This is a genomic window from Gammaproteobacteria bacterium (assembly GCA_015709635.1).
In the GTDB taxonomy this organism is placed as follows: domain Bacteria; phylum Pseudomonadota; class Gammaproteobacteria; order Burkholderiales; family Nitrosomonadaceae; genus Nitrosomonas.
In genome coordinates this window covers 1,890,686-1,904,978 of record CP054180.1, presented here as the reverse complement: position 1 = coordinate 1,904,978, position 14,293 = coordinate 1,890,686, and the positions used below count along the sequence as shown (strand labels likewise).

Sequence of the window (14,293 nt, the reverse complement as noted above, 5' to 3'; positions counted from 1 at the left end):
TTTTAGTCAGCTTTCAAACCGAGTGCCTGTATCAATTGGCGTCGAATCCAGGTGACGGAATAGCAGGCCTCATGGAGTTGCTTTTCGGTATCGGGCGTGACAGGTAACGTTCCAGAATTTGCTGCTTTCGCTAGTTGATTAATATTATTGGGAATTCTGGACTGGCCCAACATCCCTAAAATTTGTGAAAGAACCTGTTCATCTTTAACCGGAAAACGCCCCTTGGTTCTACGAATCGGAGCGTTTTCGTCAAATATGCGTGAGCGTATGTATTCGGCCAGAGAAGTGCCCTGGGCCAGCTGATCTAATTTCTGCCGCTCCTCTTTGGTTAAGCGAATTGAGAACGGAGAGAGGGGTTTTCTCCCATTAAATTTATCCTTAATGCTTGCCATCTTACACACCATCTAAAAATGGCCGTCAGAACATAGTTAAAGCAAAACCTCCTACTTTCTGTAGGTTATATGGTAATATTTTGTTCTGAAAGGCCGATTGCGGAAAATAGCAGGTTAAGATGGTTGTGCACTCCCGCAACCATTTTGCCCTTGCAAAAGGAAATATTGTTACCAAGGGCAAGGTCAGAGCGAGCCCCCGCAACCAGTATCCTTGTTTAGAATGGCCGTTTCATGCAGCTTTTCGCTAAACTCAGCTTTAGGGTAAATATGTGTTTAGATTCCCATCCTCGTATTTCTAAAAGAAATCTTCTGAAGTGATTTCATCAGTGCAATAATCATCCTGTCAACCGTGGTTACAATGACTCGGTTCGGTCGTCATTTCAGTTGGGCGATTTATTATTACAAAAATGAAGAGCCCAGCAGGGTAAAATCTGTCATAGATAAATCAATGATCAGGTAGTTATGAATACTTTTCTTAAGATTAAGAATAAAAGATCAATTGTTGCAGTGGTGGCAGCCATTTTTTTGCTTAGTGGTTGCGGTGCGGTTAGAGAAAACAAAATCAGGCAGGAAGTTTTATCTGATGCCGCTTTGCCGGAAGAGATACGCAGAGCAATCGATCAGAAAGAACTTACGGTTGGTATGACAAAAGAACAAGTCATCGCTTCCTGGGGATTGCCGTGCAAGTGGTGTTATGGAACTCGTAAGAACCCAGGCGGAGATATGTGGGAATACCATTTTCCCGGAGCGGATTCCGTCATTGTCGGATCAGATTTCGTCGGTATTGGAACCGGAACTTATCTGTATTTTGATAAGGATGGGATACTTAAGCACTGGTCCAATCAATAAAGAGTCAATAGTACATGTGTACTAGAAAAAAAGTGCGTACATACTATTTATTGTTGAATATAGTTTAACTATATTCCAACAAGATTAGATGGCACTACAGCTTCCTAATCGAATTGTTTTAATTAAAAATATATTAATTAGGGGGTAAAAATGAATAAAATAAAACGTAGCACGGTAAATACGTTCGCAACCATTGTTTCAGCAAGTTTAATACTAGCTTCAACCAGTGTGTCGGCAGATACGCTTGATTTCAGTGGACTTCCAATTGGCCCTCAAGGGACTACCGTATTGGTGTTGCCCAATGCGACTATCACTTCTTTTGGTAGTAATCTTTATGTAGGCGCCGCAGGTATCGATCATGAGATCTGCGCACTAACGGGTGGTGGTAACTGTGAAGCAGACTTGAAAGTTGATTTCTCTTCTGCAGTTAATAGTCTGAGTTTTGTCGCATCCGGGTATGATTCAGGCGATCATGTTGATGTTAATATTTTCGACGGTGCGACATTACTTGGTACAGTAGGATTGTCTTCAAACGGTCTTGTCGATCTGAGCGCATTTTCACACGTAACAAGCCTCTATATGGATGATTCTTCCACGGGAGCTGGATTTGCATATGATCACTTTATCTTTGCACCGGTTCCAGAACCTGAAACCTATGCCATGCTCTTAGCGGGTCTGGGTTTGCTTGGTTTTGCGTCGCGTCGTAGAAAAGAATCGGCACTGTAATTTAAACTTTAACTCAGTCCGTAACGGGAGCAGAAGCTCCCGTTTTTTGTGGCTATGGATTTTAGATTTAAATTCAGCGCTCATTAAACAACCACGCTTACGTTTTCAGCCAACGCAAACCTTACGTTTTCAGCCAACGCAAACGATATTCCGGACACAGACAGTGCTGCAATTCAGCGTGTTGCCACCAGCGTTTTTTCATCAATTCTTCCTTAGTTAATTCAATTTCTTCAACTGTTCATTCAAGCTATTCAATTTAACGTTAAACGCCATCAAGCGGTCTTTTTCTTGCACTACAACATTGGCAGGCGCGCGTTCGACAAAGCTTGGATTGGATAATTTCGTTTGCGCTTTGGTGATTTCCGCTTCAATGCGTGCAATTTCCTTGGATAGGCGTTCCCGTTCGGCGGCAACGTCAACCTCGATTTTAAGCATCAGCTTGAAATCTCCGACGATGGACACCGGCGCATCGGCATCGGGCAATCCACCCGGCAGAATCTCCATGCCGGATAATTTTGCCAGCGCCAGCAGATATGGTTGATGTTTCTCCAGCGTTTGCACGTCCCCGGTTGCAAGCAGCGGCACTTTCAACGCGGGCGATAGATTCATTTCGCCGCGCAAGGTGCGGCAAGCATTGACCAATTCTTTCAGCAATACAATATTGTTCATCGCTTGCTGATCGATTCTGGCAGAATCCGCAGCCGGATAGGGTTGGCACATGATGCTGGCACCGGATTTTCCGGCCAGCGGCGCAACCGTTTGCCACAATTCCTCGGTGATGAACGGAATCACCGGATGCGCCAGCCGTAACATGGTTTCCAGCACGCGTACCAGGGTGCGGCGGGTGGCCCGCTGCGCCGCGTCCTGATCCGAGTTTAACTGCACTTTGGCAAGCTCGACGTACCAATCGCAATACTCATCCCACACCAGCTCGTAAATTTCGCGCGCCACCAGATCGAAGCGGTAATTGGTAAACGCTTGTTCAACGGCTTGCTCGGCCTGCTGCAACCGGCTGATGATCCAGCGGTCCGCAGCGGAGTAGGCGAGGGGGAGCGTTTCATCCAGTCCGGTATCTTTGCCTTCGCAATTCATCAGCACATAGCGCGTCGCATTCCACAACTTATTACAAAAATTACGGTAGCCTTCGCAGCGCTGCATGTCGAATTTGATATCGCGGCCGTGCGACGCCAGACTGGCGAACGTGAAGCGCAGGGCATCGGTGCCGAACGCCGGAATGCCATCGGAGAAATGTTTGCGGGTATTTTTTTCGATCGATTCGGCCTGCTTCGGGTTCATCAAACCGGTGGTACGCTTGGCGATCAGATCGGGCAGCGCGATGCCGTCGATCAGATCGAGCGGATCGAGCACGTTGCCTTTGGATTTGCTCATCTTCTGCCCTTCGGCATCGCGGATCAGGCCGGTGATGTAAACTTCACGGAACGGTACTTTGCCGGTGAAATGCAGTGACATCATGACCATGCGCGCGACCCAGAAGAAAATGATGTCGAATCCGGTGATCAACACCGAGGTCGGCAGAAAAGTTTTCAATTCCGCTGTGTCATCCGGCCAGCCCAGGGTGGAAAACGGCCACAACGCGGATGAGAACCAGGTATCCAATACATCGTCATCCTGTCGCAGATTGCTTTTACCCGACAGTTGTTGCGCTTCTTCCAGATTATGCGCCACCGTGACGTTGCCGTCTTCGTCGTACCAAGCCGGGATGCGGTGTCCCCACCATAATTGCCGCGAAATACACCAATCCTGAATATTTTCCAGCCATTGGTTGTACACATGCGTCCAGTTGTCCGGCGTGAATTTGATGCCGCCGCTGGCAACCGCTTCCAAACCGCGCTTGGCCAAGCCTTCCATGGCGACATACCACTGATCGGTCAGCATCGGCTCGATGATCGTGTTGGTACGATCGCCGCGTGGCGCCATCAATTTATGCGGCTTGGTTTCAACCAGGAAACCTTGCGCTTCGAGATCGGCAACGATTTTCTTTCGCGCATCGAAACGGTCCATGCCTTGATAGTCAACCGGAGCCAGATCGCTGATTTTTCCATCCAGCGTGAGAATATTGACCGGCACCAGATGATGCCGCTGGCCGACTTGGTAATCGTTGAAATCGTGCGCCGGGGTGATTTTTACGCAGCCCGTGCCGAATTCCTTATCGACGTAGGTATCGGCGATGATCGGGATGGTCCGCTCGCACAGTGGCAAGCGCACATGGCGTCCGATCAGATGCTGATAGCGCGGATCGTCGGGGTGCACAGCGACGGCAACGTCACCGAGCATGGTTTCCGGGCGGGTGGTAGCGACGATCAAAGCTTCGGTCGGTTCCGTCGAATGGCCATCCTTCTGCTCCAGCGGGTAGCGGATATGCCACAGCGAACCGTTTTCCTCGGTCGAGACGACTTCCAGATCGGAAACTGCGGTCTGCAACACCGGATCCCAATTCACCAGCCGTTTGCCGCGATAAATGAGTCCTTCCCGGTACAAGCGTACAAACACTTCGGTCACGGCGCGTGATAATTCGGCATCCATGGTAAAGCGCTCGCGCGTCCAGTCGCACGAAGTACCCAGACGACGCATTTGCCGTGTGATGGTGGAGCCGGATTCTTCTTTCCACTGCCACACCCGCTGTAAAAACGCTTCGCGTCCCATGGTGCGGCGATCGAGATTTTGCTGATCCAGCTGGCGCTCGACAACAATCTGCGTGGCGATGCCGGCGTGATCGGTACCCGGTTGCCACAACGTATTATCGCCCAGCATGCGGTGATAGCGCGTCAACGCATCCATCAGCGTATGTTGAAATGCATGCCCCATATGCAGCGTGCCGGTGACATTGGGCGGCGGCAGCATGATGCAATAGGCGGCTTGATCATTTGCCGCACCCGGTTTGAAATACCCGGCCGACTCCCAGGCGGAATACCAGCGATCTTCGATGCGTTTCGGGTCAAAGCTTTTTTCGAGTTCCATGGAATTTGGTTGTAGTTGTATTGAATAGCGGAAAAGCCGCCATTATAGCGGATGGGGTATGGCTGCGGATAACAAGAAAAACGGCTATTTGATTTGCTTTGCCAGGCGGTTTTCCAGCGCGCACGCCAATGCTTTCCGGCTTGTTGCATCCATTTCGATCTGCGCTTCTTCCAATGCGGCATCGAGAATCTGCCGCATCGGCGTCAAGCGGGCGGGTTGCCGCTGTATCACGGCGGGATGGAGAGTCACCACTTCCGTCAGCAACGGTATCGGGTCGGTTTCATTGGACGATGTTTTGCCGGTTTCAGACACCTTGCCAATCAGCATCGTGCCGGTGATTTTGCCTTGATTCTGGTATTTTCCGAGCAGGTTGTTGAATTTGCTTAAGATCTCGGCATCATCGGAATTTGCTGCGGTTTTATCGTCGCTCATGATAAAAAATCAGTGGTTATTCGGGGGGTGCTTAATCATCCAGATTGAAATGCTGTATCGGATAATCGGCTTCCTTATAAAAACGGTAGCGTGCACGTGCCGCTTGCTTGCCTTCCGGCGAAGTATCCGCAATTTCGATCAGCCGGTCGAACTGATCGAAAGAGGGCGGCTGTTGCAGATCCAAGTTCAGCAACACGTCAAACGGCAAATCGGCTGGTATACGGTCGCTCAGAATGACGGGCGTGGCACGGATCAGTTTACTATCCGCACGGATAGTGCAATGCGGGATAAAACTGGTGGGTGAAAAAGTCCATAACAGTTCATCCAATTGCTCCAGCATGGCTGTATCGGGTGCATAAATCAGTACCTTCATGCTTTTTTGCTGCACGGCCTTGGCGCAAAGGCGACAAGCCGTTTGCAACTTGTTGCTCGCGCCCGAGTAGAAATAAACCTGCGTCATCGGCTCCTTGTCCAGCTTGGATTGCGGTCTGTGCATTGCTGTGGCTGATTAACTCACGACTGCGGTTTGAGATGCGGTCCACATTTCGTGCCGTCAATTAATCAGCAGGCTGACAATCCGCTCAGTTCGTCGCTTTGGCCTGCGCAATCAGAAATTGCGTCAGGAGTGGCACCGGGCGGCCGGTTGATCCTTTATCCTTGCCGGATTTCCACGCTGTGCCTGCGATATCCAAGTGGGCCCAGCGGTATTTCTTGGCGAAGCGCGACAAAAAGCAGGCGGCGGTGATGGTCCCGGCAGCCCGTCCGCCGATATTGGCGATGTCGGCAAAATTGCTTTTCAGCAAGTCCTGGTATTCGTCCCACAACGGCAACTGCCAAGCGCGGTCGGCGGCGAGTTCACCGGCAGCCAAGAGCTCTTGCGCCAATTTGTCGTCGTTGCTCATCAAACCGGTGGTGAAGTTTCCTAGTGCAATGACGCAAGCGCCGGTCAATGTGGCGATGTCGATCACCGCTTTCGGATCATAGCGTTCGGCATAGGTGAGCGCATCGCAGAGAATCAAACGGCCTTCCGCATCGGTATTGAGAATCTCGATGGTTTGCCCGGACAGGCTGGTAACGACATCGCCCGGTTTCGTCGCTTTGCCGCTGGGCATATTTTCCGTGGCTGGAATGATACCGACGACGTTGATCGGCAGTTTCATTTCGGCAACCGCCAGCAATGTGCCCAATACGCTACCGGCACCGCTCATGTCGAATTTCATCTCGTCCATTTCGGCTGCAGGCTTGAGCGAAATGCCGCCGGTATCGAAAGTAACGCCTTTACCGACCAGAACCACCGGATGGTCTTTTTTCGCCGCGCCATGGTATTCCAGCACGATCAATTTCGCCGGTTGCTCGCTGCCTTGTGCGACGGATAACAACGATCCCATGCCGAGTTTTTCCATATCCTTTTCTTCCAGCACGGATACTTTGAGTTTATGGGATTTGCCCAAGTCTTTAGCCTGTTTGGCGAGATACGTCGGGGTGCATATGTTGGGTGCGAGATTGCCCAAATCCTTGGCCAGATTCATGCCATGCGCGATGGCCAGGCTTTGCTGCAGCGCCTCTTCGCCTGCAGCCAGTTCGTCGCGGTTGTCGATGCACAATACCAGTTTGCGTAAACTGCTTTGATTGTTGTCCGGTTTGCTTTTCAGTTGATCGAAGTGGTAATTGCTGCCGGTTGCGGTAATGACGGTTTGGTTAACTTTCCATGCGGATGTTCGATCGGCAACGGGGAAATCGGACAGGAACAGCGCGGCATCGGTAACCGCTGTTTTTTGCAGCGCACTGAAGGCGGCGCCGAGTGCTGACAAGAACGATTTTTCCTTGAATTCCTGCTCTTTGCCCAATCCGACCAGCAAGATCCGCTTGAACAGCGTATCCGGTACATTGTGCAATAACAGCGTGGTATTCGCTTTGCCGTCCATATCGCCCGACGCAAGGATGTTTTTGATGTAACCGTGCGTGATTTTGTCGAGAACTTTGGCTGAATCCGTCAGCTTTCTTGATTCAAAAATACCGATCACTGCACAGGCGCCGCGTTGTTTTTCCGGTGTTCCTATTTTTATTCCAAATTCCACATTGAACTCCTTCGTTCAGAATGCTCTGCCGAGCCATCATTTATATAAATTTAATCGATTGTTACTGCAGGCTATCGTGCAATTGCCTGGCACAAAACAGGCAAAATAATGCGTTGCGAATCACGCGACATCATAGCATCAGCCCGGTTGAAAAAATGAATAGTTATGTTGATATACCGGAAATAGGCGGGAATTGCCGGTGAATTATTGTAAATGACGCTAATAAAATAAGTTAATATACTGCATCTCTTTTATAAAAAAATGAACAATCAGCATATTATTCAATAATATATGGATATTATCTAACATGAAGGGTAATAAGTGATTGATGATGCATTGAAAAGACGGCTGTATCAGTGCACGGCACTGCCCAGCTTACCGGCGGTGGCTGTCAAGATAATTGAAATGGCCAATGATCCGGATGCCGATATCGGCACCGTTTGCCAATATATTTCTTTGGATCCGGTGCTGTCGGCGAAATTGCTGCGGACGGCAAACACGCCGCTATACAAATCGCGCCGGGTTGCGACCAATATCCGGCAAGCGGTCAGTATTCTCGGTACGCATACCGTTCTTGTCATCGCCTTATCCTTTTCGCTGACGCATTCCTTAATGAAAAGCACGTTGCCGAATTCCGCTGCGGTTTTTGATAATACGATTTTTTGGCGCCGCTCGATCGCATCGGCACTTGCCGCACGTGCGTTAGGGGAAAAACTCGAACTGAATTACCTGGATGATTTATTCCTGGCCGGATTGATCCAGGAAATCGGCATTTTGGCTTTCTGGGTCATCATGCCGGAAGAATACGGCAAGGTGTTCGCATCGACTTCGGATCACGATGCCTTGCTCCACGCCGAACGTGAAGCATTCGGCGCAGGGCACGATGAGTTGGGCTACATGCTGCTGAAGAAATGGCATATTCCGGATTACATCGCGTTATCCTGCATCAATAGCCATGCGCAGCCGGAACCCAAGAACCTGGGACCGACGCTACAATCGTGTCTGGCTGTTTCGCGCTATCTGGCCGATTATTTTCTTTTTCCGCACGAGACGGAAAAAATGGCCGCATTGAACGAAGCGGCGCAAAAATGGCTCGGGTTTGATGCGAATGTTCTCATCGACGTGATCAAAATCATGGAAGTCGGCTTGAAAGCGGTTGAAGATTTGTTCGAAATGAGCATTCACGATTCGTCGGAAGTCAGCGGAATTCTGGCTGAAGCCAAAGAGTTGCTGATGATTCACGATCTTTCCAGAATGCGCGATCTGGAAGATAAATCGCAGCGCGACGGCTTGACCGGCGCCTATAATCGCACCTATTTTGATGAAACGCTTCGGCGCGAATTCAATCTGGCGCTGCAATACGATTTGCCGCTGACCATTGCGATTATCGATCTCGATCATTTCAAGAACGTCAATGATACTTACGGTCATGTCGCGGGTGATTCATTATTGGCCACGGTGGTGAAAACAGTGTTCGACCAAATTCGCCAGGACGATACCTTGAGCCGTTACGGAGGTGAGGAGTTTGCCTTGATTCTTCCAGGTACTTCGCTAGCGGCGTCGAGAAATCTGATCGCCCGTTTAAAAGATTCGATAGCGGATATCGCCTATAAATTCGATGGCCGGAGCACCATTCGCATTACCGCCTCCATCGGTGTCGCCGGTTATTATGAAAATACGGCGCATTTCCGCGAACCCCGGGATCTGATTAAAGCGGCCGATGCCGCACTCTATGCCGCCAAACATGCGGGACGGAACCGCATCATGGAATGGAACGGAAACGACTGATAACCTTTAGGAAGCTCTGAAAAAGGTAGCGAGTAACGGTCAGGCAAGGCGAAATCAGATGAAAAAGCGCAGTTTACAAGGTGTAAATGAGCATTTTGAGTCTGATTTCAACACAGCATGATCGGGCGCAGTAGTTTTTCAGAGCTTCCTTTACAGCCCGGAAACACTGCCTTTAATAGACTTAATAACCGTATGAATTTGATTATCCAAGGATTGGACGTAAACAACAGCGACCTGCGCGAGCTGGCGAAATTATCCCACGCCGATGGCATCGAGCGGATTACCGGTCAAGCCTTCCGCTTGACTAACGCTGTTCATTGCGATGCCGTGCCGGATTATTGCGCGCAAGCCGAGTTGGATTTCGCTTTTGTCGACACCGGCAGAAAACTTGCCGATTTCAGACTGATTGCGATGGATATGGATTCGACGCTGCTGGCGATCGAATCGATCGACGAGATTGCCGACATGCAGCAGATCAAGCCGCAAGTGGCGGCCATCACTTTGCAAACCATGCGTGGCGAAATCAGTTTTGAAGAAAGCCTGACGCGGCGCACGGCCTTATTGCGCGGCTTGCATCAAGATGCCTTGCAGCAAGTGTATGACGAACGCGTCCGGCTGAGTCCTGGTGCCGAGAGAATGCTGCAGCTGGCAAAACGATCGGGTTTGAAGACGATGGTGATTTCCGGCGGTTTTACTTTTTTCACCGAGCGCATCAAAACGAAGCTCGATTTCGATTATGCCGCTGCTAATGTGCTCGAGATTGAGGATGGCCGGCTCACCGGCAAAGTCGTCGGAGACATTATCGGCCGGCAAGGCAAAGCACAACTATTGAAGCAAGTGTGCGGCGAATTGGGATTGCAGCGCGAGCAAGTCATCGCCATCGGCGACGGCGCCAATGATCTGGATATGCTGGTCGAGGCGGGTGTCGGTATTGCGTATCATGCCAAACCCATCGTCAAGCAACAGGCGACGTATTCGATCGATTTTGTCGGGCTGGATGGCGTCACCAATTTGTTCGCATGAACCGGGGAAATGGATGGGCGCAATGCCAGGTTAATAATCCGGTTCGTACATCAGTGACTTGATATAGCCGCTTGGATCTTCCGGCAGTTCTTTTTCCGCCAACCCTTCCTTGACCGCCACGCGGCAAACGGCAACCGCGATTGCCTGCGATACGTCGCGCACCCGGGTTAACACCGGATAAACCGAGCCCCTGGCAGTTTCCTGTTCCGTAACAGTGCTTGCCAGTACTTCGGCGGCTGCCAGAAACATGCTTTGCGTTACCAGCCGTGCAGCGCTGGCGTACACACCCAAGCCGATTCCCGGAAAAATATAAGCATTGTTACCCTGTGCCGGTTTGAATACCGTATCGCCGTAGCGCACCGGGTCAAACGGGCTGCCGCTGGCGAAAATCACCCGCCCGTCGCTCCACTGATAAGCTTGCTCCGCGGTGCATTCGGTATGCGAGGTCGGGTTCGATAGCGCGATGATCACCGGGCGTTCATTGACCGTGGCCATCTTGCGTACAATCGCTTCGGTAAAGGTGCCGGCGACGCCGGTTGCGCCGATCAGCACATCGGGTTTGATTGCGCCGATTGCATCAACAAAGCTGCACGCCGCATGTTCCTGCGCAAAAGGTTTGATGCGCGCTTTGACATTGTCACTGGCTGCGGTGACCAACCCGTTCCGGCCGATAAACCATAACCGTTTACGAGCTTGCTGCTCGCTCAATCCTGCCTGACAGAAGGCTTCCGCTACCAATTTCGCTGTTCCGCTGGCTGCCGATCCGGTACCGAGGAACATGATATTGAGATCGGCGAAATTTTTTCCACTGATGCGGCATGAGGTGTAGATACCCGCCAGTGTCACCGCGGCGGTGCCCTGGATATCGTCGTTGAAGCAGCGTACCCGCTGACCGTAGCATTCCAGGAATTCAAAGGCATGCGGTGTCAGGAAGTCTTCAAACTGAATCACGGCGTTAGGGAAACGCACTTGTACCGCTTGCACGAATTCGTCGACCAGGGCGCGATAGGCGTCGCCGTCGATGCGTGGATAAGGGTAACCCAGATACAGCGGGTCTTCCCGCAGCGGCACGTTATTCGTGCCGACATCGAGCATGATCGGCATGCAGTGCGCCGGATGAATTCCGGCGCAGGCGACATACAAAGCGACCTTGCCAATCGGGATTCCCATGCCGTTGGCGCCCAAATCGCCTAAACCCAGGATGCGTTCGCCATCGGTTACGACGATGACGCGAATATCCTGTTCCGGCCAGTTTTTCAGAATCGTGGCGATTTCCCCGTGATCTTCGGGGGTGATGTAGAAACCTTGGGGTTTTCTGAAGATATGCGCGAATTCCTTGCAAGCTTCCCCGACCGTCGGGGTATAAACCAGCGGCATGATCTCTTCGATATGATCGATCATGGTGCGGTAAAAAAGCCGTTGATTGCGCTCGAGCAGGGCATTCAGAAAGATATATTTTTCTATCGCACTGCTTTTGCAGCGCATGTTGTCCAGCACACGTACTATCTGTTTTTGCATCGTGGCGACTTCGTAAGGCAGTAATCCGCGCAGGCCGTAGCGTTCCCGTTCTTCGCGTGTAAACGCCGTCGATTTGGTGCAGACCGGATCAACCAGTAATGCTTTGCCGTACAAGTTTTTCATTTTGTTTCCTCCTTCCGCACTATTATCTTGCGGACTTTGCTGTGGTCAGTTCGATATCAAGCCGCTTAATTTGCTGCAAAGTTGGACAATCCAGAAGACCGAAGATAAACTAGTTTCCATCATAAGGTAACGTTTTTCAGCTTTATCGGTGAAACATCGTTATAGTCTGTTTTGTTATCATAAAGATCATTTTTAACCAGCACTGAGAGGTTTTCAATCTATGAGTCAATCACACTTTCCAATGCCCGATCCCAGTTTATATAGCGAAGAAGAAATCGCAACCCTGGTTCATACATTTTACGCAAAAGCCCGGAAAGATCCCGGGCTTGGGCCTATTTTTGAAGCGCATGTCATCGACTGGGATGCGCATTTCGTGCAAATGATCAATTTCTGGTCGGCACAGTTGCGCGGCACCAGCCGGTTCCGCGGTGCGCCGATGCCGAAGCATATTGCCTTACCCGATCTTTCAGCAGCGTTGTTTGAACGCTGGCTGCAGCTTTTCCGGGAAACGACCGAAGAATTGGGTAACCCGGACTTGCAGCAGCAGGCCAATGCCATTGCCACGTTTATCGCCGGCCGGTTGTGGCAAGGTTATCAAATGAGCAATTACCCAGATAAACAGCCGGTTGTGCTTCATACTGCGTAGTTTTTCATGACTTCACGGGATCGATATTGAGAAGCATCAAAAGCAGGATTATCGTTTTCTCCATTCTAGCCACGCTGATTCCTTCGTTGGCGCTTGGCATCCTGTCGTTTCAGCAAAACGAAACGATGATCAACGAGAATGTCGCTCGTGAGTTGCGTGCTTTGGCTAATTATGCCAGCCGGGAATTGGATTTATGGATCAAGGAGCAAATCCTCGCGGTTCGCGAATTGGCGACTTCCAAGATTCTGATTGAAGGGCTATCGCTGGAAAGTCAATCGACAAAGAATAAGTTCATCACACAACGAAAGGCATTGGAGCTGTACCTGAAATCCGTGCATAAACGGTTGGAGACCGTGCTGGAATTAACCGTCGTCGATGTCGACGGAAAAGTGGTCGCCAGCAACATGGAAACGCCTTTTCCGGTCAAGCTCTCGCAGAATTGGCCGCAAGACGCATCAACGCAAGGCGAGGTGGTGGCGCCGCCGCAGTGGAATGCCGGTTATGCAACAGCCATACTGAGTATCGCGGTTCCCATCTTGTCGGTGGATGACTTTATTTTGGGTGCATTGATCGTGACGTTCGATTTGCATGACATCCAGCCGAATTTGAAGGATAAGGTCAAATCACCGCCGGGCGATGTTCTGTTGCTGGATAAGGACGGCTACATCATGCTGGCCAGCGATGTCGCCATTGTCAATCCGGATAGCCCGGTATCGCTTGATTCCGATGCACTAAAGCGGCTGCGCGATCACCCGGGGGAATATGAAATATTTCAGGGGCCACGGCAGGAAAAAGTTGCGGGGCTGGCTTACGTATCGGAAAAGCCGCTGATCACTATCATTGCAACCAGAAGCCATCGATTGATCTATGCCTTTTGGGAGCAGCAGCGCAATTTATTTGTTGGTCTGATCAGTATCATTATCTTGGTGGTCGCCGTCATTGCTTTCCAAATGAGTCATACGATTGTCGTGCCTTTGAGAAAATTGATCGATGCCACCGGAAAAATTGTGCAAGGCGATCTTAACGTTGAATTGATAAGCACACAGCGTAACGAGCTGGGTCAGTTGACGCAAATGTTCAATCAGATGACCGATCAGTTGCGCCAGGATCAGGCTAAGATCGAGGAAGCCAGCGCCGCCATGCAGCAAAAGAACGCGCTATTGGAAACGCTATCGGTCACCGACAGCCTGACGGGATTGTTTAACCGCAATAAGCTGAACGCCATCATCAATGATCAGCTGGCGCGGTATGAGCGGAACAAACGTCCATTTTCCGTGCTGATGATCGATGTCGATCATTTCAAAACGCTGAATGATAGCCTGGGCCATGTCGCTGGCGATGAAATCATTGCAGGGGTTGCGAAAAAGATCGCACAATCGATCCGCAACGTTGATTTTGCCGCGCGTTACGGCGGCGATGAATTCATTATTATCCTGGCCGACACCGCGATCAATGAGGCGCTGAAGACTGCGGAGCGCATCCGGGCGCATGCGGCCAACGTGCATTGCAGCACGATCGATAAAACACTCAAGGTGACGCTCAGTATCGGAGTCATTCAAAGCGAGCCGGAAGACATTTCGCTGACCATCTTGTTATCCAGAGTCGACGGTGCTCTTTATGAGGCCAAGCGATCCGGACGCGATCAAGTTTACAGCGTGCAGCCGGAATCCGGGGCGATAGCCAAGGAAAGTACTGAATGATTGTCTACACAAACGATCTGCAACATTAGGGGAATTCCG

12 protein-coding genes are annotated in these 14,293 nt (G+C 50.7%); 6 read left to right on the top strand and 6 right to left on the bottom strand.

Annotated elements, in window-relative coordinates; translation table 11 throughout:
* Window positions 1-2: 2 nt before the first annotated feature.
* Window positions 3-392 (bottom strand): plasmid mobilization relaxosome protein MobC, encoded by a 390-nt coding sequence (gene mobC, locus HRU78_08975; protein ID QOJ23768.1) that lies wholly within the window; start codon window positions 390-392, stop codon window positions 3-5.
* Window positions 393-854: 462 nt separating this feature from the next.
* Between mobC and HRU78_08970 the strand changes: the two genes are divergently transcribed.
* A complete protein-coding gene (locus HRU78_08970) occupies window positions 855-1,241 on the top strand; it encodes a hypothetical protein (GenBank protein QOJ23767.1) in 387 nt (128 codons plus the stop codon).
* A 150-nt stretch (window positions 1,242-1,391) separates the two neighbouring features.
* Window positions 1,392-1,967 carry a PEP-CTERM sorting domain-containing protein gene (locus HRU78_08965; protein QOJ23766.1) on the top strand — a complete coding sequence of 192 codons (576 nt, stop codon included), beginning with the start codon at window positions 1,392-1,394 and terminating at the stop codon, window positions 1,965-1,967.
* Window positions 1,968-2,183: 216 nt separating this feature from the next.
* Here the strand turns inward: HRU78_08965 and HRU78_08960 are convergent, their stop codons facing one another.
* From HRU78_08960 to HRU78_08945, 4 genes are all read right to left on the bottom strand, one after another.
* The gene (locus HRU78_08960) at window positions 2,184-4,946 is read right to left on the bottom strand and encodes a valine--tRNA ligase (GenBank protein ID QOJ23765.1); all 2,763 of its coding nucleotides are present in this window, start codon (window positions 4,944-4,946) and stop codon (window positions 2,184-2,186) included.
* Window positions 4,947-5,030: 84 nt separating this feature from the next.
* The gene (locus HRU78_08955; GenBank protein ID QOJ23764.1) at window positions 5,031-5,378 is read right to left on the bottom strand and encodes a hypothetical protein; all 348 of its coding nucleotides are present in this window, start codon (window positions 5,376-5,378) and stop codon (window positions 5,031-5,033) included.
* A 31-nt stretch (window positions 5,379-5,409) separates the two neighbouring features.
* Entirely contained in the window at window positions 5,410-5,838 is a 429-nt protein-coding gene (locus tag HRU78_08950) for a DNA polymerase III subunit chi (protein ID QOJ24990.1), read from the bottom strand.
* A gap of 121 nt (window positions 5,839-5,959) precedes the next feature.
* The gene (locus tag HRU78_08945) at window positions 5,960-7,456 is read right to left on the bottom strand and encodes a leucyl aminopeptidase (GenBank protein ID QOJ23763.1); all 1,497 of its coding nucleotides are present in this window, start codon (window positions 7,454-7,456) and stop codon (window positions 5,960-5,962) included.
* Between the two features lie 321 nt (window positions 7,457-7,777).
* On the opposite strand from HRU78_08945, the gene HRU78_08940 reads away from it, so the two are divergent.
* Entirely contained in the window at window positions 7,778-9,244 is a 1,467-nt protein-coding gene (locus HRU78_08940; protein QOJ23762.1) for a GGDEF domain-containing protein, read from the top strand.
* A gap of 192 nt (window positions 9,245-9,436) precedes the next feature.
* Window positions 9,437-10,267 carry a phosphoserine phosphatase SerB gene (serB, locus tag HRU78_08935; protein ID QOJ23761.1) on the top strand — a complete coding sequence of 277 codons (831 nt, stop codon included), beginning with the start codon at window positions 9,437-9,439 and terminating at the stop codon, window positions 10,265-10,267.
* Between the two features lie 30 nt (window positions 10,268-10,297).
* Here serB and HRU78_08930 read toward each other — a convergent pair whose 3' ends face one another.
* The gene (locus HRU78_08930; GenBank protein QOJ23760.1) at window positions 10,298-11,908 is read right to left on the bottom strand and encodes an NAD-dependent malic enzyme; all 1,611 of its coding nucleotides are present in this window, start codon (window positions 11,906-11,908) and stop codon (window positions 10,298-10,300) included.
* A 220-nt stretch (window positions 11,909-12,128) separates the two neighbouring features.
* Between HRU78_08930 and HRU78_08925 the strand changes: the two genes are divergently transcribed.
* Complete coding sequence (locus HRU78_08925; protein QOJ23759.1) at window positions 12,129-12,554, top strand: group III truncated hemoglobin; 426 nt, start codon at window positions 12,129-12,131, stop codon at window positions 12,552-12,554.
* A 62-nt stretch (window positions 12,555-12,616) separates the two neighbouring features.
* Complete coding sequence (locus HRU78_08920; protein QOJ24989.1) at window positions 12,617-14,254, top strand: diguanylate cyclase; 1,638 nt, start codon at window positions 12,617-12,619, stop codon at window positions 14,252-14,254.
* The last annotated feature ends 39 nt before the right edge of the window (window positions 14,255-14,293 follow it).

Coding starts and splice junctions, on each gene's coding strand:
- mobC (QOJ23768.1), bottom strand. CDS start 392: ATGGCAAGCATTAAGGATAAATTTAATGGGAGAAAACCCCTCTCTCCG.
- HRU78_08970 (QOJ23767.1), top strand. CDS start 855: ATGAATACTTTTCTTAAGATTAAGAATAAAAGATCAATTGTTGCAGTG.
- HRU78_08965 (QOJ23766.1), top strand. CDS start 1,392: ATGAATAAAATAAAACGTAGCACGGTAAATACGTTCGCAACCATTGTT.
- HRU78_08960 (QOJ23765.1), bottom strand. CDS start 4,946: ATGGAACTCGAAAAAAGCTTTGACCCGAAACGCATCGAAGATCGCTGG.
- HRU78_08955 (QOJ23764.1), bottom strand. CDS start 5,378: ATGAGCGACGATAAAACCGCAGCAAATTCCGATGATGCCGAGATCTTA.
- HRU78_08950 (QOJ24990.1), bottom strand. CDS start 5,838: ATGACGCAGGTTTATTTCTACTCGGGCGCGAGCAACAAGTTGCAAACG.
- serB (QOJ23761.1), top strand. CDS start 9,437: ATGAATTTGATTATCCAAGGATTGGACGTAAACAACAGCGACCTGCGC.
- HRU78_08930 (QOJ23760.1), bottom strand. CDS start 11,908: ATGAAAAACTTGTACGGCAAAGCATTACTGGTTGATCCGGTCTGCACC.
- HRU78_08925 (QOJ23759.1), top strand. CDS start 12,129: ATGAGTCAATCACACTTTCCAATGCCCGATCCCAGTTTATATAGCGAA.